We start from the raw sequence: 26,425 nt of genomic DNA, 5'->3' as shown, positions 1-26,425 counted from the left end.
GGTATATTTGCCACTAGAATAATTAAATATCCGAATGCAATAGGACTATTAACCGCTGAATGATCAGGAATTGAAAACAATGCTTTTCCAATAGAAATGGTTGTAATGTTGAATGGAACTCCCTTTGATGCCATAAAGCCGTTCTTTTCAACGTTAGAAAATGGAACAATCACTACATCTAGATGGTTAGATTATCAGGGAAATATTCCCATTTAAGAATTTCGTTCCCATGAACGTTTTAATTTTATACACCTATGTCAAATAATATACTTATTGAAAATCAATATAGGAGAACAAGTTTATTTGAAAAAGAAAATGTTAACTATCTAGTACGTGTTTTAAAAAGATTCAATACGGTACCCAAGATTAATAACATAAATATTATTACCTCCAATAGTGAGCCTAATAGTTTTAAAATTGTACCGAACAAATCGATTATAATTGGTTCATTATTTTTAACCAAACCAGTTTTAGCCTTAGTGTATTTAAGATATGGAATTGAATGGCAGCTATGGTATAAAGCCTTGGGTAGCGAAAAACAGGATACGGTGTTGTGTGATGTGGCGGCGCTTCAAGTGACCCGCATATTCTACGAATTATTGCCTAAGGATGATAAGGAAAAATTAAAATCATTAGATTATTTTTTAATTGATTTGATTAAAAATGAGGAAGATTTAAATCCAGAATCATTATTGAAATATGAAGCGTTACAAGCTTTTCATGGATTAAAGAACAGGAACAACGTATTTAAGGAATCTTGGAAACCTATTGTTGAAAATCTGGCAAAACCTACGGAGTATTTATTAATGGCAGGGGGAGATCTTAGGTTGAATATTGACGAAATCGATTTGTTGAACAAATATGGCTGCCGACCATTCCCAAGACCTGAAGCATTTACTTTTGCCTCATCTACCGCAACCAGCGTGTCGAATTTTGCTTTTGACAAAACAGACAAAGTTCGTAGTATCTTGATCAGAAATAGCTTGAAAAATGGTTTTAAAAACGCGACCATTGAGTTTTCTGAACTTCTAAAAAACAACCTCAGAAAGGCCTTTAAATTATTTAATGGGTGTGAGATCATATTTTCACCTTCTGGCACCGATTCCGCACTTCAAATCGCAGCCATTACACAAATTATTTCCAAGAATGATATTACGCATGTTCTGGTAGCTTCCGATGAAACCGGGAGTGGTGTTCCTGAGGCATTGAAAGGTTGTCATTTTGAAAACACGACTGCCTTAAACCATCCCGTAAAAAAGGGCGATCAAATCAAGGGCTTTAGAGCTGTCGATTTGATTAAAATTCCCTTTAGGGATGAAAATGGGGCCCTAAAATCGTCCAGTAAATTGGACAGGGAAGTTTTCAATGCCATTTCTAAAACCAATGAATTGGGCAGGCATGTGGTATTGCATACCATGGATCAATCGAAATTAGGCTATCAGTCACCCAGCGACGAATTAATTCGAAAACTGAATTCACTCGAAAAGTTATCAATGCAGATCATTGTAGATGGTTCACAACTTAGACTAGATCCCAAAGACATTAGAAATTATTTGGATAAAGGGTATATCGTGACTATAACGGGGAGTAAATACTTTACTGGCCCTCCCTATTCAGGTGCATTGATACTCCCCAAAAGTGTCACCAAATTGATCCATGCCTTAAAAAATAAGCTGCCGGAAGGCTTGACCCAATATTACAACCATTCCGATTGGCCAACTTCTTGGTCCTGTTCGAATGATTTATCCGATGGCTATAATTATGGTTCTTATATGCGTTGGAACGCGGCCATAGTTGAAATGGACAGGTACTACCGAACACCAATCCTATATAGAAATATGGGCATTGAGATGTTTTGCAATTTTGTTGAAGACTCAATAAAAGACGCTACTTTCCTAGAACCGATTTATGGGGATGAGAATAAAACGAATAGTTATAGCAGTAAAGAATTCGGAATTCGGAATATCCGTACCATTTTCCCTTTCTTTATCCTTAAAAATAATAAAGTATTATCTATAGATCAAGTGAAAAAGCTCTATACCTTATTGAACTCTGATTTATCGGAACATTTTCATGAATCATCTTTAGAAATTATTAGGCTTGCTGCCCAAAAATGCCATATAGGACAAGCAGTGAATGTCAAATATGGGAATGATATTGAAAGTGCTGTTTTAAGAATCAGTTTGGGTGCACGGGTTATTTCCGAAAGCTGGGTCAATAGGGATATTAGCCTCTTTTTTAGAAATATAGAACTACAAATGAATCAAATTACCGTCATTATAAAAAAAATAGAATTGATCCTCAATACTCCTGAATTGTTGAATTAGAAACAACTTCATTTAAATATGGGTGCGATTCGGTTCACGCTTTGAAAATAGGGGTTTTTAACCTTTTACTACTCATCAGGTTATGAAGATCCATGGCATCCCGACCCTAGTGTCGGGGTTTATTATTCGGGGCTAGAAGTTTATACCGATAACTTGATATTCCTATCGATCCAATCAAATACCTCTTGGTAGACCTTTTCCCTTACTGGTTCTCTTGAAAGGAACAAATCATGAATGCCGTTTTCAATCCCATATATCGTTACTGCGCCCTTAATTTTATGGGAATAGGTACGAATGTGGTCAACGTTCAATACCGCATCCCCTGCTTTGAATTTTTCTGACCAATGCTTTCCATAAATAGATGAATTGCTATGCAACACCACTATTGGAACATCGATTACGAGTCTGTTTTTTATATTATTTTGTGCCTTGTGAATAGCTCGAATGAAGCCCAAATTCACCTTCGGCTTTTCAAAGGGTTTCCAAGCAAGCGAATAGTTCCATTCACCATATTTGTCAATGTGTAAACTATATCCATATAGTTTTGAAAATCTACTTGAAATCATTCTATTGGGAAAATACCTACCGAGAATAGATAGTATAGGGATTCCTATTTTACGCTTGAAGTACCCTAAATTAAATTCAAAAAAGGGACTGTTACAGATTATACCATGAAATAGGTCACTATTTAAATGATTCCCGGCATAATTGGCAACAATAAGCCCTCCGGTAGAATGCCCCATCAAAATTACCTGATTGTTCATTTCCGATTTGATGATTTGCACAGCAAGATTTAATTCCTCATCGTATTCCGATAGGGACCGGACATTATTCAGTTTTTGATGGCTTCCGTATGATCGCCCATATTTTCGCAGATCGAGTGCATAAAAATTATATCCTATTAAGTTAAATCTTTTGGCCATTTGTCCTTGAAAGAAATAATCATTGAAACCGTGTACATATAAAATGGCCTTACTTGATGTGGTTTCTGATTTTCGACGAATCAAGGTTGCAACTACTTTTCCCTCATAATCGTCTTTAAGCGATAAGGTCGACTTTTTAAACCCATCACCAAGAACATCGGGAAGATAATCAATGTTGGTCCTATCTAATAATGTACCTTCTTGCATTTGATTTAATTTTGTATTGCGTTCAAAAGTCTTTTTTGTTTTTTACCGAACAAGTATATTTTTACCTGGAGTAATACAACCACGGCGATAAAGGCAACAAAGGTTATGAGTAGTAAAATGTTGATTTCAGTTTTAATGGATGATGAATCCCCCCCGTAAAAAGCTATTTTCCTGAATCCACTTAAAAACTGGGTCAATGGAATATATTGGGCCATATTCGTTATTGCATCTGGGAATGACAGTGTTGGCCATGTAAATCCGCTAAGTACAAAAGCAGGGGTCGAAATTACCATTAAAAGTTCCGTAGCTTTCAATTGGCTAGGGATTGCGATGGAAAACAGCATTCCGATACACATAGAAGCCAATGTTAATAGTGTTGCCAATAACAACATAGGGAAATTGTAGATGTCCGCATCAATTTTAAAAAAGGGAATAAACAAGCTTACAATGACCCACATTATGGGTAACATCAATAGAAATGGGGTCGATTTAAGTGCTATATGATATAGCGAAAACCTGCTCTTCTTTACAAGCTTTCCAAAATGGCCATCTTCAAAATCCCTGGCAAAAACCAATGCCATGGCCAAAAATATAATCTGTTGCATAATGGTTGCCAGTAAACCCGGCAGCATAAAAGTCAAATAGTTTCCGGTAGCATTGTAGAGTTTATTGAAATTGATTTTAAAGCTTTCATAGGTAGCCATAGCCTGACTTGTATGCAGACCCTGTTTTTTGAGCCCTTCTATTTCAATTCCGGCATTTAGGGTCATTAAAACCGATTGAATGTTCTTACTAGCTGTATTGGCATTCAATATATTCGCCATATTCAAGTCAACCCTTATTTCAGGATGTCTTTTTTGGAGAATATCCGCTTCAAAATCTGTTGGCAAAGTAACCACTGCAACATATTGCTCCGTGGGCATTTCAGCCAAAATATTTCCAGGAGTATAGCGTACATCGTTCACCAACAAGACTTCATTATCTACAAAAGCATCGATGATTTTGTCCGAAGTAGGGCTGTTGTCCTGGTCTACGATTACGATGGGCAGATCCACCACTTTTGCCTGCTGATAGACATAGCCAAATAAAATGCCGTAAAATATAGGTGCTCCGATAAAAATGGCAAGCAGTACATCATTTGAAAAAATACGGGTAAACTCTATTCGGAGTAATTTCAAAAAGTCTTTCATGCGCTAGCTATTTAATAAGAATGGTAGCATTGATATAAAATTTTTGTTTTGATATATCTGAAGTTGGAATTGCCTTCAACTCATAAATCGACTCCGATAGTTCAAATAAAGGGGCTGTGCTGGTAATATCGGCATACTCGGCGAGTTGCTTTATAGCTACGATTTTAACTTTAATCTCTTCTTTGGTATAAGGGTTAATGAGCGTAAGTGGTCCGTTTACCTCAAAATCGTACACCTTCGATTCTGGTACGGTAAATCGAAAATAAGGGCTGTTTTTTTTATACCCATTGAACAATGTATACCCAGGAGTAAGCAATTCCCCTTCTTGAAGGCTTATGGTTTCAATAGACATATCTGCAGGAGCGGTCACATATTTTTCATCGGCCGCGGTGAGCACTTCTTCTTTGGCGCCAATTGCCCTGTTTAATTGACCTTTCGCTTGATCGATTTGTTCAGTTCTGGCACTTTTGCTTACCTCATCGCGTTTGGCTTCAAGCGCTGCGACTTGTGCCTTTGCCATATCGCGTTTCATTTTTACTTCATCAAATTGTTGTAAACTAATCAAGGAGTCAGTATACATGGCCAACAATCTATTATAGGATTGTTGTGCAAATTCCAATTGTGCGTTGCCAGCATCGATTTGCCCATTGATTTGGTTTACTTGCTCTGCAGTTGCGCCGTTAAAAGCCATGTCTAACTGACCTTTCGCAGCTGTGACAGCCCCTTCTGCCTGCATCATTTTTGCATTTACCTCCGGAATATCGAGCAAGGCTAGTGTGTCCCCTTTTTTTACGGCTTGGCCTTCTGCAACATAAATTTTACCGATTCTTCCGGCCAACTTGCTACCTACTGAAATGGTTTCAAATTTTACCCTGCCCCTGTAGGGGGTGATCATTTTATCGTTTCCGCAAGAATTTAAAGCAACGATCGTGATGCAGCTAATAAATAGGTTTCTATAAACATTCATTTTTTTAGTTCTTTGTTGTGTTAGTAAGTAAGTATTCCTTTTGCATGAAGTTTTTCCGTGACCGCCCTTCGTTGATTGAAAAAAGAATCCTGCAATTTAAAATTGGCTTTTTCCAAATCGTTTAAGGCATCGAGCACGTCGTTTATTGAAGCTAGATCGTTTTTGTATTGTTTATCGATCATTGCATACGTATCGCTCGCCAGTTCAATTTCTTTTTGGACCATTTTCGTATTTTGAAGGGATGATTCATAAGCCAGTTCCGCCTTGATAATGCTTAGGGCGATCATTTCATCGGCATCTTCTATTTGTTCCCTATATTTCTTGCTTTCAATTATAGATTTTTTACTTTTTAACCGTGACTGATTCCCATCGAACACATTCCATTTTAAGCCCATCCCAACATACCATTTGGGGTCCAATAATGATAGATCATCTTCTATAAATTCATAATGTGCTTTTAGGGCTAGCTTGGGTATAAAATTGCTTTTTTCCATTTTGGATTTATATAGGGTCGCTTTTTCAGCCTCTTCCAAAGCTTTAATTTCGTTGCGCTTTTCTGTGCCCGATAGGGAGTCGTCGGTCGTAAAAGGTATTAATGACGGGGTGAGCGCACTTAAACGTTCCTTACTTTCTTTGGTGAGTTGGTGTAGTACCTCTATCAATAAGGTTTTATTATGATCAAACTCCAGTTGTTTTGTTGCCAACTGTTGTTGGGCCAATTCGATTTTTTTACGGTCAATGGGGGTTGCCAACCCATTTTCAATAGCTTTCTTTACATAATATATCTGTTCGTTCAAATATTCTTCGGAGGAAGATAGTACGCGTTTAGAGGCATATACCAAGGCAAGTTTATCATAGGTCTCTATGATTTTCAAAGCTATTTTATCCTTTTCGGCCAACCCGACGAAGTTCAATGAAGCCTCTTGGTGTTTGCTTGCTTTAAGGGCATTGCTGGCTTCCAGTCCACTGAACAAGACCCAATCTACGTCCATCGATGATTTCAGGATGTTTTTATTCTGTAAATTGGAAATGGATGTTAAGGGGATGCTTTCAGGAAAGGGGTCATTAAAAGGAATACCGACCGACTCTTTAATAAGAAGCTTCTGCGTTGCGATCAATAGACTTTGCGTGTCATCATCAAAGGAGATGTCATCATCAAGCCTAGTAAAACTTCCATTAAGCGTAACTTTTGGCAAAAAAACCGACTTTGCCAATTTTTGATCGACTATTGCTTGATCTTTATTAAAATTATCGATATTGACGCTGTGACTATTATCGAGCCCTTTGCCTATAAGTTCCCTGAGAACGGGATCCAATTGCTGTGCCAAGGTTGTTGATGGCCACAACCATGCAAAGGCAATCAATAGAATAATGAGCCTTGGTACGTTTATCTGCATTGTAAATGGTTTTATAATTACAATGCAAAGTTGCTGAGGATATGAAAATTTTCCTTTGACCTATGTCAAAAAGTAAGGCCCTAGTTCATTTAAGTTAATCGTTTCTTCTTATGCGACTCAAGGTTTCCTGGGTCATCCCGAGATAAGAAGCAATATGGCCTAAGGGTACGCGATGAGAGATATCCGGAAATTCGGTGAGCATATAATCATATCGCTCGCTCGCAGTCTGAAATTGGACGGCATTCAATTTATGCACAATTTTGGTAAGCATTTCTATGGACAATAATCTAACCAGTTTTTCCATTTTGTGGTATTTCACCAATAATAAGTCCATTTTTTCTTTGGAAATACTATATAGGATCGAATCCTCCAAAATCTCTAAATAGTAAAAGCTAGGGCTTTGCTGAAAGAAGCTATCCGCACTAGACATGAAATTGCCTACGCCGAAGAACCATTGCGTTATTTCCTTCCCGTCTTCTTTTAGGTAATAACTTCTTCCAATGCCCTGTTCTACGAAATACAATTTATCGCAAATCTGACCCTCTTTAATCAATACCTGATTTTTTTCGACGTATTCCTTGTCAAAATGGGAGAGTATGTCATTGAGCTCATCGTGGGAGAAGGGTACTAAGGATGTCAAGAAATCAGTAAGCATACATCTTTTTTTGCGAATGGACTATAAACCGAATATAGGTATTCGCTAATTTAGGACATATATTTAATACCTAGATCAAGTTTATACCAGCCGGGCACTACATGAAATTCCATGGAGTTTGTCAAAATGGGTGTTTCCTGGAACATTCATAGGTTATATACTTCATTTCCAGAGCGTATGTCCTCGTGGCGACCTTTCAACGTTTTAAATGCGGGACAGTCTTTACCTCGTTTGTAAAAGCTTATTATTTTAAGTTAAACGCGGTGGCGTACGGTTTCCGGTTTTCAAACCAAAAAATTGTCGTCCAAGTATTTTTGGAACATGGGTTTATATTGCTCACTTATAGGAATATAGACGTTCTTATCGAAAACAATGCGATTGCGTTCAATGGTGGTAATCTTATCCAGATTTACAATATAGGATCGATGCACACGCATAAAGTTAGTCTTCGCCAGAAATTCTTCCATCTTCTTCATGCTCATCAGGGTCATAATTGGTTTTTCTGACTGCAAATGAATGCGTAAATACTCCCGCATACCCTCAATATATTTAATATCGGCCAAATTAATACGCAATATTTTATACTCCGATTTAATAAAGAGGAATTTATCATCGCTATGGACTTCAGTGATAGACCCTTCTTTGGGTTGGATCCTTGTCTTTGCCTTTTCAGCAGCTTTCAGAAATTCGCTATACCCTATAGGTTTTAACAAATAATCAACGGCATCGACCTTAAACCCTTCCAAGGCATATTCACTGTAGGCCGTGGTAAAGATCACCCTGGGTGGATTGCTAAGCGATTTAACAAAATCCATTCCGCTTAGGTCGGGCATATTGATATCGACGAACATCAAATCGACCTCATTTTCCTGCAAAAAGGAAATCGCTTGTAATGCACTTTCAAATTGGCCTGTTAAAGCAAGAAATGGCGTTTTTCCAATGTAGGCGGCAATTTGCTTTAATGCCAAGGGTTCATCATCTATGGCGATACATCGGATCATAACGGAATATTTAAGTTTACGGCATATTTTTCAACAGTATCGGAAATGGCCAATTCATACTCATTTTTATACAACAGATCCAATCGTTTTCTTGTATTCTCGATACCAATACCCGAGGAGGCCCCTGCTTTTTTAGAATGATTGCTATTTTCAATCGTAAAGTTCAAATGATTTTTGGGAAAAGACATTGAGATATGTATGAACGATTCATTGTTATAACTAATCCCATGTTTAAAGGCATTTTCAAGGAGTGAAGTGAACAATAAGGGAGGGATCGATGCCTCGGGAATTGCGTCGGGAATATCAACATCGATGGTGACTTTTTCGGTAAATCGAAGCCGCATGAGTTCGATATAACTTTGTATGAATTCCACTTCCTTTTTAATGGGTGTCAAATTTTCTTCGGAATCGTACAGCAAATGCCGCATTAAACTGGAAAGTTTTATTATGGATTGTTTCGCTTCCTCAGCATCGATATCGACCAAGGCATGGATGTTGTTCAGCGTATTCATGAAAAAATGGGGACTCACCTGATTTTTTAAAAATGCCAACTGATTTTCGACATTTTCCTTTTGAAGTTTGAATTTTTCCTGTTCCAGATTTGACCAACGCATAGCGATTTGCAAGCCTGCATCGAAACCTACAATAAGTATCGCCAAAATAATAAAATTCGCATAGGCGGGAATTGGCCCTCGATTACTTTGTCTTGGCAGAGTATGGGGCGGAAATTCCCCTCCCAAAACTTCTTCAGGGGGTCCTTCAAATGGCCTTTCCATCCTTTCTGGTGGAGGTGGGTGCATCCCCGATCTATTTCCGATGTTATAAATGAGGGATGCTGCTACTAGAATTATTGTCAAAGTGACGATAAAATAGGCGAGTTTTTTATCTTTAAAAAAGAACAAGGGCATTAATAAAAATCGATGGACAAAAAACAGGCCTAGTAGCGGTAAATTGTTTTTCCAAACTTCAACAACATGAGTCCAGTCGATACCATCTTGAAACTGACCGAATAATAAGGGTGTTGTAAACAGTATGATCCAAAAAGTGATAATGATCAAGGGTTCAAAATATTTGAAACTATACCGTTGTATACTGGTTTTCATGAATGAAAATTACGTATTAAATCATCAAATGATTAAAAAAATATCTTTGCTTATAGCACTTGATATGTTACCACAAGCAAAGATATTAAGACTGGGGCATATTGTAACAGCTTAATCCAAATACTGACTGACCGCCGAAGCCCTGCTCGCAGCATGTTGATTTAGGGTTGATATAGCCTGATAAAAATCACTGCTGCTGTTTAAAAATGTATATCCTGAAACCTCTGTTGTTGCATAAGGCTCAACCAATGATGAATAGGTATCATAGACCGATTGTATATAGGAAGTTTCAAATGGACCATTAATGGTTTCCTGTACGTAATTATCGTAAATTGCCTTATACACCTCATCGTTGTATAAATACCCGATCAATGGCCATTCAGAGGCGTTCAATCCTGAAAAATCCAATGGTAATGAACCGCCCATATTACCTGTTTGCAATGCCTCATTATTATCCCAGGGAATCCATGTAAGTAGGCTATTATCAGGGTTATTATAAAGATAATAGTTATGTTCCATTCGGCCGTACGTATCCCAGTTTTGGATCACCGTGTTCACCGCCAAATAATGAAGGAACACATCGGTATCAAGGACAGCATCCAAACCTGCTCTCCATGCCTCGGGATCTGTGGTTCGGGAATCATTATGCAAAGCGGTAAACACAGACTGTATATCCGTCCAATCAGCATCGTCCTCATTTGTTTTCTTTTCAAAACCATCCTCATTGAATGTACCTTCAGCAAAACTTGCCCCGTAATCTTCGGGTTTGTAAAGATTTCCATCATCACTGGAGAATTGGGTGTCGATCACGGTGTTATCCACTTCCTCGACTAAAGTATACAATCCGAAGTACTCGGGCCCATCCCCATGATCTACATAAAGCGTATAAAAGGCGGTATTGGAAACTGCCAGACCCGCATTTGCAAATACGTCCGCAGCCACTTTTTCCCTTAAGAAAGATCGGTCAGCATAGTTATTCTTAAGGCTGAATTTTTTAAATCCATAAAAACGTTGGTTATCAATTTGTGGATAATCATCCTCATACTCATCAAAGTCCATTTTAAAGGCCAGTTTTAAGATACCGGCTTGCCAAGCACTTTGTAAGCTAGAATTTCCTTTAAAACGCAATCCCACTTTATACCATTGTTTTCCTTCATAGAATACATCACCTGGCACGAATATCGGGTCTTCATCAACATCAATCAATCCTCCGCCACCAGGGCCTCCGGATGAAGCACCAAAAGTGCCATAAAGATCGGTCATATCGTCCAACATGGCTTCCCAGTTATCTTCCGAGATCACAAAATCAAATCTTTTTACGGTGGTATTATCAAATACTTCCTCAAAGTTTGGATCAGCATCCTTACTATGGGTCTCTGTGGTCCAATCCGTTGCTACAAAATCGGCATCTTCAATTGTTGTGTCATCATCGTCTGTCGAAGTATCATCATCGACTACGGATGTATCGTCATCGGTTTCAATTGGGTCATCATCCGAACACCCAACAAATAAAAATGTTGACAGGAATAAAATAGTTAGAAAGGTCGAAAATTTTAATGCTACCTTTTTCATAATTACATTGTTTAACGTTATTGATCTCATTTTGATTAAATTATGAACCAAAGAAAGGATAGGATTGACCCAATAGAAATCGAAATCAACGTTTGCCCTTAATTTATCTATGGATTCATAGATTCTTTAAACAAGATTTTTCGCCAAATAGGGGTTTTTGAATCCATAGATCGATTAAAGTTCAATTAGTATATCACAAAATGGTCGGCCCAATTTTGGACCGACCATTTCATAACTAACTCGACAAACTATATTTTCTGTTAGACGGCTTCATTGGGCCATTGTCCAAAAGGCTGTTTTTCAAATTGCATGCTTCCATCCTCGCCCTTTTGGATATTGATCCATGCCTGCCAATTTTCGTTATCCATATCGGGATAATCCAGCCTGTAGTGGCTGCATCGGCTCTCGGTACGCATTAGGGAGGCCTTTAGCTTCATCTCGGCACTTATGATCATATTGGCCGTTTCATGTGCCAATCGCAATTCATGAAAATTAGCCGCCTTTAACATGGGCATATGATGGTCCCTTAATTCCTCTATATAGGCCAGTGCCCCTTTTAACATGGACTTTTTCTTGATGTACAGCACAAAATTCGGAATCATGATGCCCTGTAAGGTCTGTGTTACCCAAGCTGGACTATAGCCCGCTTCCCTTTTCATAGGCGCTAGGATTTCCGCTTTTAATTCCTTCATTTTAGATTTCGAAATAGAAATCGATTTTATGTTTTTACAATACGCGGCAGCAGCCTCACCTGCCACGCCTCCCTGAACGGCCGAACCTGCCAGTGAAGAACCGATTTGCGTATAGATAGCTCCCGACATATAGGATCCCAAGGCATCCCCGGCCGCATAAAGTCCCGGTATGTTCGACTCGCATTTATCATTGATGGGAACGAGACCTTCAGATTTGTGGATAGCCATACCTGCGGAAGAACCACCAACGATTCCACCTCCCATTCCCGGAGGTGCTCCATCCCCACCTTTTGGAGGTCTTCGTCCTTCTCCTTTTGGCGGTCTATTTCCATCTTTTTCGCCACCTCCTGGAGGGCCATCATCTGACAAAACCAAGCCTTCTGGTCTCTGTGGGCCATCGTTTTTACCGTTATTGCCCGCACTATTTTTCGAAGCTCCCGGAGGTCCCATTTTTAGTGGATTTCCATTTGCATAGGCCATATAATTCGCTTCCACACCTAGATCATGCCTAATTTCTATTCGTGTTGTGCTTGGTTTTTGTTCGAACATATCACCCCAGCCATCATAACAGGCTGCAGGGTTTTCAGATTTGCCTGGGTGCCCATCGTTCCACTCTTTTCCAGTGACCTTTGCCCCAATATTATAGGCCATGATCGTACCATCATGGGTGAGGTCACAAATGGGGAATCCATTGGGTTTAACCCCCCCTGCGCCAGTACATAGAATTACGCTTTTAGCCTCATAAAACAGCACTTTCTGCTCATCAATGCTAAATCCAGCTGCACCTACAACGCTCTCGTCTTCTTTTATTAAATGCGTAATGGTTACACGTTCGTGCACGGGAATATTTCGCTCTTCAATGGGCTTGCTAAAACTCTTGTTGTACAAGGAAGAATTAAAAAAGCCCCATTCCCTTAATTCGTTTACACGGGCAAGGGAATGTTCGGCAAGTTGTCTGGTATAAGCTTTATTGTTGGTGCCAATAGCCGAGAAAGAAACCTTTTCAACAAACTCGTCAATACCCACTATTTCATTTTCAGGGTCGTAGGCAAATATCCCTTTTGCAAAAGGGGTCTGTCCCGATGCGCCCAATCTACCTTTAGAGACCATTAAAACCTTTGCCCCAGCATCATGGGCCTTTACAGCTGCAAACAAACCTGCCATGCCGCTTCCTATCACCAAAACATCGGTGCTCAACTTGTCAACTCCCAATGTATCTATATCAACTTCAAGTTCATTTGATGCCCATTCTATGGGCATTCCCAACGCTGAAATTGCGGCAAAACTAGCGGCTCCACCTGCCAAGGCCATAAACTTACGTCGTGAAATGTTCTCTTTTTTGTCTTGCTTTTTCATGTGTTCATCTTTATTCCTTTTCAAGGGTTATAGGTAACCTTTGACGATTCAATACGCATTGTCTTGTATGTTTACATATTATTTTAATCTTGCCGGTTTCATTTGATTATTTTAAGGGTATTCCTATGTTCCTTGCTACTTTTAGTTGTTTTAAAAAGATAGGTTCTGAGTAAAGCATAAACCCCAGTTGCAACAATCAACACATAATAAACCGAGAATGAAGTATTACTATGGCGACCTATATCGATCACATGCCAGGTTGCAGTAATCACAAATAGTAGGGTTAAGACCCCATGTAAACTTCTCCATGTACTATATTTTAAATGAAGTTTAAACCTGAAAAATGCAGAAATCATAAGAATAAGCACACAGGAATAGGCAATTAATCCTAAAATGACGCCAAGGCCGCTAAAGGTGGTAATCAATTTTAGAAAAGCATCGGAAGGGGTTACCCCATTATCAAAGAATTTGGGAACGATAATAAAAAATGGATGAAACAATAAAATCGATATAAACAGGTAGCCAATGAACTTATGTATTTTCAAAACATTGACCATACGAATATCCTTGACCAATTTTTTATTGATTCGTGACAAAAAGAACTGGGACATCAGAATTGTAAACCCTAGAATGGTTGTAAGCGATAAGGTTTCCATTAGATAATTCCGTCTGGGAAAATCCCCGAGGGTATATAGCAGAACAGGCACACCGATGAAAGCGATCATCAATGGAACTAAATTTTTTATGTAGATTTCATTTTTCATGATCAACCCCATGATACGATTACAGGTATGGTTTTTTCCGGTGAAATGGTAATAGCATCAACCGGGCAATACATTCTACACAAATGACAGATCTGGCAATCTTCGGGATACAAAATCTCCGCTTTCTTACTATCAGGATTGAGCCTTAATACATCTGTTGGACAACTTTTAATGCACTCTTCACATCCTATACATCCGTTTATACTTTCAATGGCCATGATCTATTGTTTTTCAAGAACAAAGTAAAAGCACATAGTATTGATTCAAAAAAGCAATCAACGAGCTCAGGGAGTTTGTCTACCAAAGGCGGAATAGTCTCAATAAAAGAAATAAAAAAGACCCGCTGATCTTAAAAAACCAGCGGGTCTACAACTAACTCAAACTAACTCAACCAATCATTTTTATTTACCCATATTCATCATTTTAATTTGTGTCCCTTACCAATCGCACATAATTGTAATAACGTTCACCACCTTCACCTAAAGGCCCACCTTCCGCTTTGGTATCAAAACGTACCCCGCCTGCCCCATGGAAATCGTCACCATTACCGTCTACTGCCATTCCAAAAGCTACATACCAAGCATAATAGTACGGTTGCCCACTGGTGAAATTGGCCGAGGTACTTGTCCAATAATACCCATAGTCGTCATCACCACCTTCATTGATTATTGGTGTGCAAGAAAATATGGGGTCGATTGCGGGTCCGACTTTTGATGCATCGGTAGCGCTTGGCGAATAGGAATAATCCACAATTCCCTGAAGTTCTTTTACATTGGGCAACCTCCAATCGGTATAGCCTGCTTCTTCAGAGCTTTCGGCATAGGCCAATGCACTTTCCCAATCCAAACCTTCACCATTGTCACTTTGTGTCCACATTAAATCAGTGGCATTGTCAATTATAGTGCCATCACCATTATCGATATATTCATTGACCCCATAATCACCACCGCGAACGGCCCTTACATATTTACCGCCTACGGGTCCACTCGCATTCGCCGAATAGGCCTTGATATGTCCAGTTACGTGATTTACCCCAAAAGCGGCATTAGAACCCCCTTCCACGGTAACACCAACATAATAATCACTGGACCAATATTGTTCGTCTTTGGTCACCTGTCCACTCGCCAGTGTAAAATAGGTGGTGTTTAAATATGGCCAACCTAATCCAAAGTCGCTTATGGAATACAGTTCCTTGCAACTTGGAATGCGCCAATCATCATACCCGGCCAATTCCAGACTTTCACAATAATCAACCGCGTCTTGCCAAGAAAAGTCTTCCGATGTCGGTATTTGTTGCCACATTAAACCTGTATTATCATCGATGATGGTACCATCCCCATTGTCGGTGTACGACATGGCTTCCCCTTTTAGATAATTCGCATCCTGACCGTAAAAAGCATCCCCTTCATTAAGGCTGGCAACTTGATCCCCATCGGCATTGTACAAGTTGGTTTGCCCAGAAGCAATCATAAGATAGTTGTTGACGGTCAAATCATCGGCGGTGCTATCGTCATCGGTAGAATCATCTGCAGTTTCATCGGCAACCTGCTCTGTAATATCCTCATTATCATCACTACAACCAATATTAAATATCAGAAGCGTGATGATGAATATATATATACCAAACTGAATAAACGTTTCCTTTCTTGCCAAATTTTTCATGGTATTCGATTTTGTGTGATTAAACTCTGCCCAATTTTTGTTGTTATTTTCTTCCTTTGGGTTTTGGGGCCTTTTCCACTTCCTCTTTAGAAAGGAAACCATCTTCATCGGTATCTATTTTTGCGAAATTGTTTTTTAGGGGGCCTTTGATTTCCTTTTTGGAAAGTTTTCCATCCTCGTCCTTGTCCATCTGTTCAAAAATTTCGTCGACGGTCGGTGGTTCTTGCTTATTTTGTCGATTGTTCGAACTTTGAGCATTGCATGAAACTGCAAATAATGTGCTAGCCGTAATACTTAGTAAAATTGCTTTTGTTTTCATTTTGATTCTATTTTATGATTATGGGGTCAAAGAACCGTAAGAGAATGAATACGGAGAAAACAAATCAACCAATGATAGGTTTTAATCTATAGATGGGATGGTTTTGTAAATGGAGGCAATACTATAAGACTATAAACAAGAGGTTTCATTTTGTTTTCCTTGCTAAAGGCTCCACTTTAGGAACTCTTTTTTATGCTTTCTACTAGGCCCTATTGGTTTATGGATTGCAATTAGCCAGTCTTGGATTTTGATATTTCCATCCAAATTTCAAAGCATAAAGAGGCAATCCCACTAAAAAATCACGTCGAGAAAATAATCGTTTTGGTCTAGTCAATTCCACTATCTATCTATTTCAATATGTATTGTATGGTAAGCGATGGATATTTGAACCGTATTTCAATTTAATAGGATACACCATGAGAAAGACTATACTACTAATTCTTACCCTAATCGTGCAATTTGCACAGGCACAGCAATCAGCTAGTGCAAACGATAAAATTTGGTCCTTAGAGGATTGCATCTCCTATGCTTTGGAGAATAATATTACCGTAAAACAGGCGGTTTTGGAGAAAAACAGTACCCTTCAAAACTATAAGGCCGCAAAATCATCAAGATTGCCCAATTTATCAGGTTCGGCTTCACAGAACTTTACGAATGGGAATTCGATCGACCCTATAACCAGTGATTTTGTTTCCCAACAGATCAATTCTACGAGTTTAGGATTGAACACACAAGTAACCCTTTTTCAGGGTAACCAAATCAATAATGAGATAAAACAAAACAAACTTCTGGTCGACCAGTATTCCTTTTATGAGGAGCAGGCCAAAAATAATATCATTTTGAGTATAACAGATAGCTATATTCAACTACTCTATAGTAAAGAAAATATCACTATAGCCGAAAACAATCTAGTCGCTTCCCAAAAAGAAGAAGAACAGGCTAAGGCTCGGTTAGAAGCTGGCTCCATTGCCTTAAAGGATTATACAGATGCGCAATCAAATACGGCTACGAATGCCTATAATCTGATAACCGCTAAAAATGATTACGCCCAACAGTTATTGACCCTAAAACAGCTTTTAGAGCTTCCGAACGGCACTTCGTTTCAAATTGCCATTCCGACCGGCACAGGTGAGGAATTGATTCCCGATTTAAATCAAGTCTATAGTCAGGCTTTGGAAAAACTCCCCGAAATAAATGCAAGTAAGATAAATATATCAGTTTCAGAAAAGGAATTGGATATTGCCAAAGGAGGATTTCTACCCACACTTTCATTAACAGGAAGTCTTGGTTCGGGTTATACCTCAACACAGGATTTTAATTTTACCGACCAATTTGATTTGAACTTCAACCAAAGGGTCGGTCTCTCTTTGAACGTGCCTATTTTCAACCGGAACAAAACGAAAACTGAAGTTGAAAATGCCAAGATAAATATTGACATAGCCCAACTGCAATTGGCGCAAGAAGAAAAAGACTTATATCAAAAAATAGAAACCGCCTGGCAAAATGCCACTGCGGCCCAGAGCCAAATGGTAGCTGCCGATGTTGCAAAAAATGCCGCAAACGAATCGTACAGATTGGCTCAAAAACAATATGAACTGGGTGCTTTGAGCACCACCGATCTTGTAGTAAGCCAAAACACATATACCAATGCCCATCAAAACTACATTCAAGCAAAATATTTAAGCCTTTTGTATACCCAATTACTTCAATTTTATCAAGGAAACGACATCAAACTTTAATTTATACTATCATGAAAAAAAATAAAAAGAAAATAATAATAACAGGCCTTATCGTGGCAATACTTGTAATTGCAGGTTACTCTTTCCTAAAAGGTGGAGAGGCTATTATTGTTGAAGCAAAAACAGTACCTGCCAAAAAAGCAGATGTAACCACGATGGTTACGGCAACCGGAACCATTGAACCCATAAATCAAGTAGATGTCGGTACACAAGTATCCGGAGTTGTTGAAAAAATATATGTGGATTATAATAGCGAAGTAAGGGAAGGACAACTTATTGCAGAATTGGACAAAACCAATCTAAGGGCTGCTCTTACACAGGCACAAGCTTCCTATGACAATGCTATAAGTCAAAGAAACTATATGCAAACTATTTTCGATCGACAAAAAACCTTATTTGAAAATCAGGTCATCAGCAAATCCGATTATGATGATGCAGTATACAATTACGAAACTGCAAAAGGCACGGTAACCCAGCGCTATTCAGACTTACAAGAAGCAATCACAAATTTGGGATATGCCAATATTTATTCTCCTATCAACGGAGTAGTACTCTCAAGAGACATTGACGAAGGGCAAACCGTAGCGGCAAGTTATAGTACACCGACCCTATTTACAATCGCCCAAGATTTAAAGGAAATGCAAGTAGAAGCCGATGTGGATGAAGCGGACATAGGGAATGTAAAAGATGGCCAACGTGTTGAATTTACTGTTGATGCGTACATAGGCGAAACTTTTAATGGGGTTATTACCCAAGTTCGATTAGACCCAACGACCACTTCAAATGTTGTGACCTATACCGTGGTCATTAAAGCAGAAAATGAAGATTTAAAATTAAAACCGGGATTAACAGCAACCGTTTCCATTTACACCTTGGAATTGAATGATGTATTGACTGCAGAGGCCAAGGCCATCAACTTTAGTCCAGATACCACAACACTTACAACCTATAACCTGCATCATAATTTACCCGAAATCACAGATCTGCCAGCTAAGGATGATACTGTGATTTGGGTTTTAGGAAAGGATAGAAGCATATCACCAAAAGCGATAAAAATAGGGGCAAGTGATGGCGTAAACGTACAAATTCTAGAGGGCGTTTCAGAAGGTGAAAAGTTAGTATATAGTTTAAAAGGCGTGTCAAAATCCGAAGCTGGTCCAGCGGGCTCAAACGAAAGTCCATTTATGCCTAAACGACCAGGTAGTAACAAAAAAAAGTAACCCAACATGAGTAAAGAAATCATAAAAATAGAAGATTTAACTCGTGAATTTACTATGGGAGCCGAAACAGTACGCGCTTTACGAGGTGTCTCTTTTACTGTCAAGGAAGGAGAGTTTGTGACCATCATGGGATCGAGTGGTTCCGGGAAAAGTACCTTATTGAATATTTTAGGATGTTTAGATAACCCAACTTCAGGAACCTACAAAATTGATGGTGTAGAAATGAAGGATTTAAGTAAAAACCAATTGGCGACCATACGAAACGAAAAAATAGGCTTTATTTTTCAATCCTATAACTTATTGGCAAGAACATCAGCGTTGGAAAACGTAGAGTTGCCTTTATTCTATAACAGCAAAGTGTCTTCGGAAGTACGCAGGGAAAGCGCCTTAAAAGCCTTGAAAATGGTTGGTTTGGAAGAAAGAATGGATCACACCCCCTCCCAACTTTCCGGTGGACAACAACAACGCGTTGCCATAGCACGATCTTTGGTAAATAATCCTGTCATGATACTTGCGGATGAAGCTACAGGTAACCTGGACACGAGAACAGCCTACGAAATCATGTCTATTTTCCAAGAGTTGAACGAACAAGGCATCACCATTGTATTTGTAACCCACGAACCAGATATTGCAACGTTTAGTAGTAGAACAATTGTGTTAAAGGACGGCAATATTATACGGGATCAAAAAAATGACAAGGTACAATCTGCAGCATACGAATTAGCCAAATTACCAAAACAAGACCACTAGTTATGAGACTCTATAATTTATTAAAAATCGCATTTAAAGCCATTGTACTTAACAAGACCAGGACCTTGCTTACCATGTTAGGCATCATCATCGGTGTGGCTTCTGTTATTGCGATGTTGGCTATTGGAGAGGGTTCTAAAGAAAGTATTCGTGCTACCATTTCAAGTATGGGTTCTAATATGATAACCATTAGACCAGGAGCAGATGACAGAGGGCCTGCAAGAGGAAGCGGTGGTGATGTGCAAACCCTAATATTAGCCGATTATGAAGAAATAAAAGAACAAGCTTCTTTATTAAGCAATATTACGCCTGTTGTTAATGGTGGAGGACAAGTCATTAATGGTTCGAATAACTGGCCAAGTACCATATTTGGTGTTAATCCGGAGTATTTAGAAATAAAGGCCGTTGGTTTACAAAGCGGTAGCATGTTTACAGATGCCGAAGTAAAATCGGCTTCAAAAGTGGCTTTAATTGGGCAAACGGTTGTAGAAAATGTATTTCCAGATGGTCAAGACCCTGTTGGTCAAATGATTCGATTTAATAATATTCCGTTTAAAGTGATTGGTGTACTAGAGGAAAAAGGCGAAAACACTTTCGGACAGGATCAAGATGACGTGGTCATTGCGCCTTTTACCACTGTTCAGAAACGTATTTTGGCTATCGATTATTTAAATCAGATTATGGCTTCGGCTGTAAGTGAGGATGATGCCACGGAAGCAGTAGAGCAAGTGACCGAAATTTTACGTAAGCAACACAAATTAATGGACAATGAAGATGATGATTTTACGGTACGGTCTATGGAAGAATTGATTTCTACCTTTAGTTCCACAAGTGAAATGTTAACTATTCTATTAGTGGCGGTTGCAGGTATTTCGCTTTTAATTGGAGGTATTGGCATCATGAATATCATGTATGTTTCCGTAAAAGAACGTACCAAGGAAATAGGTTTACGAATGGCGGTAGGAGGTAAAGGAGCAGATATATTGATGCAATTTTTGATAGAAGCTATATTAATAAGTATCACTGGTGGAATTATCGGTGTAACCTTAGGCCTTGGTTCTACAATATTTATTGAGAAATTCTTACATTGGCCAACAAGTGTTGCCTTATACTCGATTATCATATCATTTGCAGTCTGTGCCATTACAGGAATATTCTTTGGATGGTATCCAGCAAGAAAGGCATCGGCTTTAGATCCGATTACGGCATTGCGATATGAGTGATAAAAATTGATAGATGGAATTGAAACGTAAAAAATACTTATTCCCCCTACTGCATGTTCTGGCATGGTTGATCTTGTTCAGCATGCCCTACTTATTGTCACAAGGGCAAAACCAGGATTCGCAGGTTGTGACCAGGACACTCGTACATACTTGGGTACCCTTATTTTTCTATGCCTTCATTTTCTATGTGAACTACTTCTTTTTAATACATAAGTTCCTCTTTAGGGAAAAAACCTTGCTTTTTTTTCTTATCAATGTGATTTTAATCGGTTCATTTGTGTGGGCGAACCACGTACTCAAAGGGTATCTTACCGAATTATTCGTAATAAACCATAATCCCATAAACAAGCCTCCCAGAAAGATTTTCTGGTATCTTGATTTTTTTGCTTCCCTTGTGCCTTTAGCTTTTTCGATCGCTTTAAAAACAACGGAAAGATGGTTGAAGAACGAGGCCGAACAAAAAGAGGCAAAGAATGTTAAACTACAGTCCGAGATCCAACATTTAAAGTACCAATTACAGCCACATTTCTTTTTCAATGCACTCAATAATATTTATTCGTTGGTAGATTACCAGCCCGAAACCGCAAAAAAAACCATTCATAGTTTGGGTAAATTAATGCGTTACCTTTTATATGATACCGAGACCGAAAAGGTCCCCTTAGAAAAAGAAATAGATTTCATGACCCAATACATTGAGCTTATGAAACTCCGATTTAGCGATAAGATCAAAATATCGTACACTTTCCCAAAGTCGGTACCAAATATTGAAATTGTACCATTGCTTTTCATTACTTTGGTAGAGAATGCCTTTAAACATGGTGTATCCGCAGGCAAATCGTCCGATTTATCATTTGGGTTAGAAGTTGAGGGAACCAATTTGACCTTCACCGCCTCGAATCCGAATACCCCCAAAAACACCAGTGATAAAAGTGGTTCCGGTATTGGTCTGGAAAATTTAGAAAAACGTTTACAATTATTATATCCAGATCAACATCATTTCGATTATAAGGTTGAAGATGGTATCTTTACAGCCATCCTAACCTTAGAAATCTGATATAGATGAAGCCTTTCCAAATTAGCTGTATTGTTGTTGATGATGAACCCATGGCACTGCAACTGATTGAAGGGTATGTATTGAAAACACCCTTTTTAGTCCTTAAAAAAAAATGTGACAGTGCCATAGAGGCTTTGACCTTTATGGAAAAGGAACCTGTTGATTTGGTTTTTCTTGATATACAGATGCCCGATCTCACTGGGATAGGGCTTTCCAAATTGATTCCAAAAAGTACTCGGGTCATCTTTACCACCGCTTTTTCTGAATATGCACTGGAAGGTTTTAAGGTAGAAGCTTTGGATTATTTGTTGAAACCTTTTGATTATGCCGAATTTTTATCTGCCGCTACGAAGGCCAAAGAATGGTTTTCTTTGACAAAGGCCAAAGCACAAACACCAACTATCAGCGAAAAGAAATTCCTTTTCGTTAAGTCCGATTATAAACAATTGAAGATACATTTGGATAATGTTCTCTATTTTGAAGGCCTTAAAGACTACATTAAAATATGGCTTAAAGACCGACCAAGACCTGTATTGACCTTAATGAGCCTAAAAAGTCTTCAAGAAGTACTACCAGCTGATAAATTCATGCGTATTCACCGTTCATTTATCGTCGCATTAGAGGCCGTTGATGTTATTGAACGAAGTCAGGTCATTATCGGAGACAAGCGCATCACGGTTTCGGAAAACTACAAACCGGAATTTTTGGCCTACATTTCTAAAAACAGCCTTGATTAAAACCATCCATAGAAACCTTAACAATCTCTATGAAAATAGGGTAGCAATAAAGACCTTATGGTTTAAACTACTACCCTACTATTTGTCCTGATCAATTTCTGTCTACATCCTAGTCCTCTACAATACCTACGACCTCATAGGCCCTGGTACCATCTACTTGTACCCTTTCATATAAAACGCCATTGGCTTCATAAAGCAATTGCCCATCATACTCTACTTTTTCATAATTGTAGGGCAACTCATAAATAAGGGTTCCTATCTCAGGATAAACCACTTCATATTCATCACCGATTTGGTCGTAATAAATACCGTCAAAATAAAAATAGCTTCTTCCGGCAAACACAACGGTTCTAAAACCAGAGGGCAAAAATCCTATGCGAAGACCAACCCTAGGTGCAACAGCTATATAACGACCATTATAAGATCTATAAAACCTATTGTTCGCATAATAATAATTCACACCCTTAGGGGAAACAACCACCCTTTTATTGGGAATCGACCTCGTTGCGACTACTTTTGCCTTTGGTTTTCTATATACCACCTTGGATCTTGGCACGCGTACCACTTTTTTGGTAGTTGTAACCCTATTTGTGGTGGTTACCTTCTTTGTTGCTGTCCTTCTTTGCGCGTTTACCTCATTTACAAATCCGGTTGTCAGTAATATACCTAAGATCATTATAACTACTTTTTTCATACTAATGGAATTTTAATTGATATCTATATTTTATCTTTTGACGGTTTATTTATTAAATGGTTTAGTGCCGTTCATTGAATTAACACTAATTTAAAAGACGGTGATGGGTTAAGACATACCGTTAATTGATCTTTCGTTTTTGAAACCATAAATCTGCCAGACTCAAATTCAAGGTAAGCATATGATAGTTTTCCTTGACCAGTATATTTTGAATTTGCCCCTTAGAGCCATAACTATATGCAATATTCAACATGGATCTTTGACCCTGACCAATAGGTAACCCAATACCTGCGGTAATGTTGTAACCATTTACTTTTACCCCGTTTATGGCGAGGTAACCATTGTCATAGTTGTAACCCACCCGGTATCTTATGCGCTGGGCGTATTTATAACTTATTGGGTTTTTTACATATTCAAGTCCCATAGCATAAATATCTTGATCTTCATAGGTTCCCAAGTTTTCAATCTGTCCGGTATCGCTCCAAAAGTTCTTTTTGTAATCGACACTTAAAGTCAATGATTCAATGAATTTGGCGCTAAATCCAAAACCAAGTTCCAAGGGCATATCGAAATCAGCGGCAGTATCACTTTCATCGGCTTCAACGGTTATTTCGGTGCCGTCTAGTAATTTGGTTGCCGAACGTTTTAGGCTACCTTCCAAGCTCGTAGGGAATTGTACCGTACTACCAATGGTGAAATTATCCGAAAAATCAAATTGCATTCCTAACCCCATTCGGAGCCCCGAGTAATTTGTGGTTTCGGTAGCACTAAAAGTGCTCTGGCTTACGGTAAAGGATTCTTCTTCTTCAATATTCCCAAACAAAAAAGAAGCACTGGCCCCAAATCGTAAATTATCGGTAACGGCGTATCCCAGGTTCAACTTAAGATCACTTAGCCCACCTACGCCCGATATATTACTTTCAAAAGTTTCGGTAGAACCTTCAATATTGGTTTTTATACCCACCAAAGAATAACCCATGTCGCTGTAAGGTACCATGGTTATTCCTGCTCCAAGACCTTCGGTGATACGAAAAGCGAGGGCTAGATTTGAAAAATTCAAAGTAGTCTTCGACTCGCTGCTTCCCTTGTTGCTATAGCTGTTGTAATCCCCTTTTAAACCTATATCATAGAAAAAGGCATTTTTTGGTATTAGACCAAAATTTGCGGCATTCAAATTGTTGATTTCGGTTTCCGTGCGAATTCCTATTCCGGAGTATCCCAAACCATTGGTGAATCCTATACTTGTTTGGTTAATGACCCCCAATCCATATAAAGAATATGGAGAACTAGTCAATCCTTCCGATTGTGCCCAGGAGTTATTCAATGCACATAGCATGACAATAATCGTAAAAAAGGGATTTCTAATCATTTTCATCATAAATGGCATATATAAATTCTAGTTGGGCACCATGGCTGCTAGGGTCGATATCTAGTATAAAGCGGTCGACCGTAGCATTGTAATCATAGGGCAAAAGAATAAGAGCATCGGTCGCCTCCAGGTCTGTTACCAAGAGCTCTTCCAAATAGCTGCTTATCGGAATTTCGTAAAAGATATTGTTGAATTCTTGATCGTCCCTGTTCAATATGGCCGTCATTGTGGTTTCTCCCGTAAGATCATTGTTTTGGTCAACGATATAGACCGAAAGGGTATCCCTTAGCATTAAAGCATCATTATACGTGGTTTCTTTTGGTTTTATCCGTAATGTCGCATCGAGTAAAGTCCCCTGTCCCTGAATGTCATACACAGATTTGATATAGGGAAATTCAATTCTAGTGGTAATACCAATACCCGATTGAATAAAACTTTGATCATTAGCGTCTTCACTGTATAAGCTTATCTCATTATGGATTAAACTTGAAAGATGTTCATTTGGTTCAGTGGCAGATATCTGATTAAAGAAAGGAATTGGGGAACTACTTGTGTTAATCGTGAAATCGGTATAATACTGTACTGATTCGGTTTCTCCGGCAATACTGTAATAGAGCCGCATTCCCGAGGTCAAGGAAAAACCGAGGACGGTCCCGTTATCGTTTTTGTCGGGTTGTATTGAAAGTCCATAAAAGTAATTTATGAACTCATCATAGTTGGTTAAATTTTTATCCTGAAGATTTTCGAACAGCTCCAATCCCAGAGTATCACTAATCCTAACATTCAGGGAATCCGCTCCCAAAGGTCTCGGAGCAAAGGAAACGGTGCCCAAATCCTCTTCGTTATAGCTTATGATACTGTTATTATAAAAATCACTGTCATCTGCAGGATTTAATTTTTCATTCAAAGATTTAATATGGATCGTATTTTGCGATAGGGTGTCATTGTAATAATACTCATCATATCTAAGTACAAAAAGTATACTATCGTATACCGCATCCGAATCTATGGTAAAACTTGAAGGGATCATTTCAATGAAACTTGAGCTTCTAACATGCCCGAAGACCGGGTCGCTATATTCCCCAACCAACATACGTGAACCTTGAGAGGTAATGATACTATCAAATTTCATGGTGGAAATTCTTGCGGTCAGGGTATCTATTTGCAATACTCGGATATTACTATCGGTAAATATTTCGCCAGCCTCAAAATCCGAGTCGTTTAAGGAATCGTCGCTACAGGAAGTGAACAATAAAAGGGAACAGAGCAGTCCCAAAATAGTCTTCATAATTTTTAATTTGAGCCTAAAAGTATATACAGTATCCAATGGCCAAAACCACAATAGACAAACCCCAATAGTTAGCAGATGAATACTGGTTTTTAGACGATCAAACTTAACATCTGATTGGTAGAGGAAATCGTAGGGTTCATATGTTAAATTGGCAACTTCATCTATTTCAGTTTTATGGCAATACGTCGAGTACTAGTTTTGGCCAAAATATTA

At 38.7% G+C, this 26,425-nt stretch carries 23 protein-coding genes; 7 read left to right on the top strand and 16 right to left on the bottom strand.

The features are described from left to right. Window positions 1–254: 254 nt before the first annotated feature. Entirely contained in the window at window positions 255–2,327 is a 2,073-nt protein-coding gene (locus HPE63_RS10835) for a hypothetical protein (RefSeq protein WP_188314283.1), read from the top strand. A gap of 140 nt (window positions 2,328–2,467) precedes the next feature. Here HPE63_RS10835 and HPE63_RS10830 read toward each other — a convergent pair whose 3' ends face one another. The 13 genes from HPE63_RS10830 to HPE63_RS10770 all read right to left on the bottom strand — a co-directional run bounded on the left by HPE63_RS10830 (window position 2,468) and on the right by HPE63_RS10770 (window position 16,135). Then, entirely contained in the window at window positions 2,468–3,457 is a 990-nt protein-coding gene (locus HPE63_RS10830) for an alpha/beta hydrolase (protein WP_188314282.1), read from the bottom strand. 5 nt (window positions 3,458–3,462) lie between these two features. Next, on the bottom strand, window positions 3,463–4,647 hold the full coding sequence (locus tag HPE63_RS10825) for an ABC transporter permease (RefSeq protein WP_188314281.1): 1,185 nt from the start codon (window positions 4,645–4,647) through the stop codon (window positions 3,463–3,465). A gap of 7 nt (window positions 4,648–4,654) precedes the next feature. Continuing rightward, a complete protein-coding gene (locus tag HPE63_RS10820; protein ID WP_188314280.1) occupies window positions 4,655–5,614 on the bottom strand; it encodes an HlyD family secretion protein in 960 nt (319 codons plus the stop codon). Window positions 5,615–5,634: 20 nt separating this feature from the next. Next, entirely contained in the window at window positions 5,635–7,011 is a 1,377-nt protein-coding gene (locus tag HPE63_RS10815; RefSeq protein ID WP_188314279.1) for a TolC family protein, read from the bottom strand. Window positions 7,012–7,105: 94 nt separating this feature from the next. Further along, entirely contained in the window at window positions 7,106–7,666 is a 561-nt protein-coding gene (locus HPE63_RS10810; RefSeq protein WP_188314278.1) for a Crp/Fnr family transcriptional regulator, read from the bottom strand. 284 nt (window positions 7,667–7,950) lie between these two features. Beyond that, window positions 7,951–8,667, bottom strand: a complete 717-nt coding sequence (locus HPE63_RS10805; protein WP_188314277.1) for a LytR/AlgR family response regulator transcription factor — start codon at window positions 8,665–8,667, stop codon at window positions 7,951–7,953. Continuing rightward, entirely contained in the window at window positions 8,664–9,770 is a 1,107-nt protein-coding gene (locus tag HPE63_RS10800) for a sensor histidine kinase (protein WP_188314276.1), read from the bottom strand. Before HPE63_RS10800 ends, HPE63_RS10805 begins: the two co-directional genes overlap by 4 nt. Before the next feature lie 111 nt (window positions 9,771–9,881). Next, the gene (locus HPE63_RS10795) at window positions 9,882–11,342 is read right to left on the bottom strand and encodes a CotH kinase family protein (protein WP_188314275.1); all 1,461 of its coding nucleotides are present in this window, start codon (window positions 11,340–11,342) and stop codon (window positions 9,882–9,884) included. Between the two features lie 260 nt (window positions 11,343–11,602). Then, window positions 11,603–13,390: an FAD-dependent oxidoreductase gene (locus HPE63_RS10790; RefSeq protein ID WP_188314274.1), complete on the bottom strand. Its 1,788-nt coding sequence runs from the start codon at window positions 13,388–13,390 to the stop codon at window positions 11,603–11,605. Between the two features lie 98 nt (window positions 13,391–13,488). Then, a complete protein-coding gene (locus HPE63_RS10785; protein WP_188314273.1) occupies window positions 13,489–14,115 on the bottom strand; it encodes a ferric reductase-like transmembrane domain-containing protein in 627 nt (208 codons plus the stop codon). 41 nt (window positions 14,116–14,156) lie between these two features. After that, a complete protein-coding gene (locus HPE63_RS10780; RefSeq protein WP_188314272.1) occupies window positions 14,157–14,372 on the bottom strand; it encodes a 4Fe-4S dicluster domain-containing protein in 216 nt (71 codons plus the stop codon). A gap of 205 nt (window positions 14,373–14,577) precedes the next feature. Then, window positions 14,578–15,816: an Lcl C-terminal domain-containing protein gene (locus HPE63_RS10775; protein WP_188314271.1), complete on the bottom strand. Its 1,239-nt coding sequence runs from the start codon at window positions 15,814–15,816 to the stop codon at window positions 14,578–14,580. 43 nt (window positions 15,817–15,859) lie between these two features. Beyond that, entirely contained in the window at window positions 15,860–16,135 is a 276-nt protein-coding gene (locus HPE63_RS10770; RefSeq protein ID WP_188314270.1) for an EF-hand domain-containing protein, read from the bottom strand. A 416-nt stretch (window positions 16,136–16,551) separates the two neighbouring features. On the opposite strand from HPE63_RS10770, the gene HPE63_RS10765 reads away from it, so the two are divergent. From HPE63_RS10765 to HPE63_RS10740, 6 genes are read left to right on the top strand one after another with little or no spacing between them, the layout of a single operon-like run. Then, window positions 16,552–17,874 (top strand): TolC family protein, encoded by a 1,323-nt coding sequence (locus tag HPE63_RS10765; protein ID WP_188314269.1) that lies wholly within the window; start codon window positions 16,552–16,554, stop codon window positions 17,872–17,874. A gap of 11 nt (window positions 17,875–17,885) precedes the next feature. Beyond that, window positions 17,886–19,094 carry an efflux RND transporter periplasmic adaptor subunit gene (locus tag HPE63_RS10760; RefSeq protein ID WP_188314268.1) on the top strand — a complete coding sequence of 403 codons (1,209 nt, stop codon included), beginning with the start codon at window positions 17,886–17,888 and terminating at the stop codon, window positions 19,092–19,094. 6 nt (window positions 19,095–19,100) lie between these two features. Continuing rightward, window positions 19,101–19,844 carry an ABC transporter ATP-binding protein gene (locus tag HPE63_RS10755; protein WP_188314267.1) on the top strand — a complete coding sequence of 248 codons (744 nt, stop codon included), beginning with the start codon at window positions 19,101–19,103 and terminating at the stop codon, window positions 19,842–19,844. A 2-nt stretch (window positions 19,845–19,846) separates the two neighbouring features. Further along, a complete protein-coding gene (locus tag HPE63_RS10750; protein ID WP_188314266.1) occupies window positions 19,847–21,067 on the top strand; it encodes an ABC transporter permease in 1,221 nt (406 codons plus the stop codon). Between the two features lie 13 nt (window positions 21,068–21,080). Further along, complete coding sequence (locus tag HPE63_RS10745; protein WP_188314265.1) at window positions 21,081–22,121, top strand: sensor histidine kinase; 1,041 nt, start codon at window positions 21,081–21,083, stop codon at window positions 22,119–22,121. Between the two features lie 5 nt (window positions 22,122–22,126). Further along, a complete protein-coding gene (locus HPE63_RS10740) occupies window positions 22,127–22,858 on the top strand; it encodes a LytR/AlgR family response regulator transcription factor (protein ID WP_188314264.1) in 732 nt (243 codons plus the stop codon). 109 nt (window positions 22,859–22,967) lie between these two features. Here the strand turns inward: HPE63_RS10740 and HPE63_RS10735 are convergent, their stop codons facing one another. The 3 genes from HPE63_RS10735 to HPE63_RS10725 all read right to left on the bottom strand — a co-directional run bounded on the left by HPE63_RS10735 (window position 22,968) and on the right by HPE63_RS10725 (window position 26,209). Beyond that, window positions 22,968–23,552, bottom strand: a complete 585-nt coding sequence (locus HPE63_RS10735; RefSeq protein ID WP_188314263.1) for a DUF6515 family protein — start codon at window positions 23,550–23,552, stop codon at window positions 22,968–22,970. Between the two features lie 121 nt (window positions 23,553–23,673). Continuing rightward, complete coding sequence (locus HPE63_RS10730) at window positions 23,674–24,930, bottom strand: OmpP1/FadL family transporter (RefSeq protein WP_223198117.1); 1,257 nt, start codon at window positions 24,928–24,930, stop codon at window positions 23,674–23,676. After that, window positions 24,914–26,209, bottom strand: a complete 1,296-nt coding sequence (locus tag HPE63_RS10725) for a DUF4270 family protein (protein WP_188314262.1) — start codon at window positions 26,207–26,209, stop codon at window positions 24,914–24,916. The genes HPE63_RS10730 and HPE63_RS10725 overlap by 17 nt, the downstream gene beginning before the upstream one ends. Between the last annotated feature and the right edge of the window lie 216 nt (window positions 26,210–26,425).

The organism is Maribacter arenosus, assembly GCF_014610845.1.
GTDB lineage: Bacteria > Bacteroidota > Bacteroidia > Flavobacteriales > Flavobacteriaceae > Maribacter_A > Maribacter_A arenosus.
Note: the sequence above shows the minus strand (reverse complement) of the source record. Positions and strands in the feature narration are given on the sequence as shown.

What these genes read in the sequence shown, in the direction of transcription:
- HPE63_RS10735 (WP_188314263.1), bottom strand. Translation starts at nt 23,552, where the DNA reads ATGAAAAAAGTAGTTATAATGATCTTAGGTATATTACTGACAACCGGA.
- HPE63_RS10755 (WP_188314267.1), top strand. Translation starts at nt 19,101, where the DNA reads ATGAGTAAAGAAATCATAAAAATAGAAGATTTAACTCGTGAATTTACT.
- HPE63_RS10740 (WP_188314264.1), top strand. Translation starts at nt 22,127, where the DNA reads ATGAAGCCTTTCCAAATTAGCTGTATTGTTGTTGATGATGAACCCATG.
- HPE63_RS10835 (WP_188314283.1), top strand. Translation starts at nt 255, where the DNA reads ATGTCAAATAATATACTTATTGAAAATCAATATAGGAGAACAAGTTTA.
- HPE63_RS10820 (WP_188314280.1), bottom strand. Translation starts at nt 5,614, where the DNA reads ATGAATGTTTATAGAAACCTATTTATTAGCTGCATCACGATCGTTGCT.
- HPE63_RS10790 (WP_188314274.1), bottom strand. Translation starts at nt 13,390, where the DNA reads ATGAAAAAGCAAGACAAAAAAGAGAACATTTCACGACGTAAGTTTATG.
- HPE63_RS10775 (WP_188314271.1), bottom strand. Translation starts at nt 15,816, where the DNA reads ATGAAAAATTTGGCAAGAAAGGAAACGTTTATTCAGTTTGGTATATAT.
- HPE63_RS10770 (WP_188314270.1), bottom strand. Translation starts at nt 16,135, where the DNA reads ATGAAAACAAAAGCAATTTTACTAAGTATTACGGCTAGCACATTATTT.
- HPE63_RS10825 (WP_188314281.1), bottom strand. Translation starts at nt 4,647, where the DNA reads ATGAAAGACTTTTTGAAATTACTCCGAATAGAGTTTACCCGTATTTTT.
- HPE63_RS10830 (WP_188314282.1), bottom strand. Translation starts at nt 3,457, where the DNA reads ATGCAAGAAGGTACATTATTAGATAGGACCAACATTGATTATCTTCCC.
- HPE63_RS10730 (WP_223198117.1), bottom strand. Translation starts at nt 24,930, where the DNA reads ATGATGAAAATGATTAGAAATCCCTTTTTTACGATTATTGTCATGCTA.
- HPE63_RS10765 (WP_188314269.1), top strand. Translation starts at nt 16,552, where the DNA reads ATGAGAAAGACTATACTACTAATTCTTACCCTAATCGTGCAATTTGCA.
- HPE63_RS10785 (WP_188314273.1), bottom strand. Translation starts at nt 14,115, where the DNA reads ATGATCGCTTTCATCGGTGTGCCTGTTCTGCTATATACCCTCGGGGAT.
- HPE63_RS10745 (WP_188314265.1), top strand. Translation starts at nt 21,081, where the DNA reads ATGGAATTGAAACGTAAAAAATACTTATTCCCCCTACTGCATGTTCTG.
- HPE63_RS10810 (WP_188314278.1), bottom strand. Translation starts at nt 7,666, where the DNA reads ATGCTTACTGATTTCTTGACATCCTTAGTACCCTTCTCCCACGATGAG.
- HPE63_RS10760 (WP_188314268.1), top strand. Translation starts at nt 17,886, where the DNA reads ATGAAAAAAAATAAAAAGAAAATAATAATAACAGGCCTTATCGTGGCA.
- HPE63_RS10750 (WP_188314266.1), top strand. Translation starts at nt 19,847, where the DNA reads ATGAGACTCTATAATTTATTAAAAATCGCATTTAAAGCCATTGTACTT.
- HPE63_RS10780 (WP_188314272.1), bottom strand. Translation starts at nt 14,372, where the DNA reads ATGGCCATTGAAAGTATAAACGGATGTATAGGATGTGAAGAGTGCATT.
- HPE63_RS10805 (WP_188314277.1), bottom strand. Translation starts at nt 8,667, where the DNA reads ATGATCCGATGTATCGCCATAGATGATGAACCCTTGGCATTAAAGCAA.
- HPE63_RS10725 (WP_188314262.1), bottom strand. Translation starts at nt 26,209, where the DNA reads ATGAAGACTATTTTGGGACTGCTCTGTTCCCTTTTATTGTTCACTTCC.
- HPE63_RS10795 (WP_188314275.1), bottom strand. Translation starts at nt 11,342, where the DNA reads ATGAAAAAGGTAGCATTAAAATTTTCGACCTTTCTAACTATTTTATTC.
- HPE63_RS10800 (WP_188314276.1), bottom strand. Translation starts at nt 9,770, where the DNA reads ATGAAAACCAGTATACAACGGTATAGTTTCAAATATTTTGAACCCTTG.
- HPE63_RS10815 (WP_188314279.1), bottom strand. Translation starts at nt 7,011, where the DNA reads ATGCAGATAAACGTACCAAGGCTCATTATTCTATTGATTGCCTTTGCA.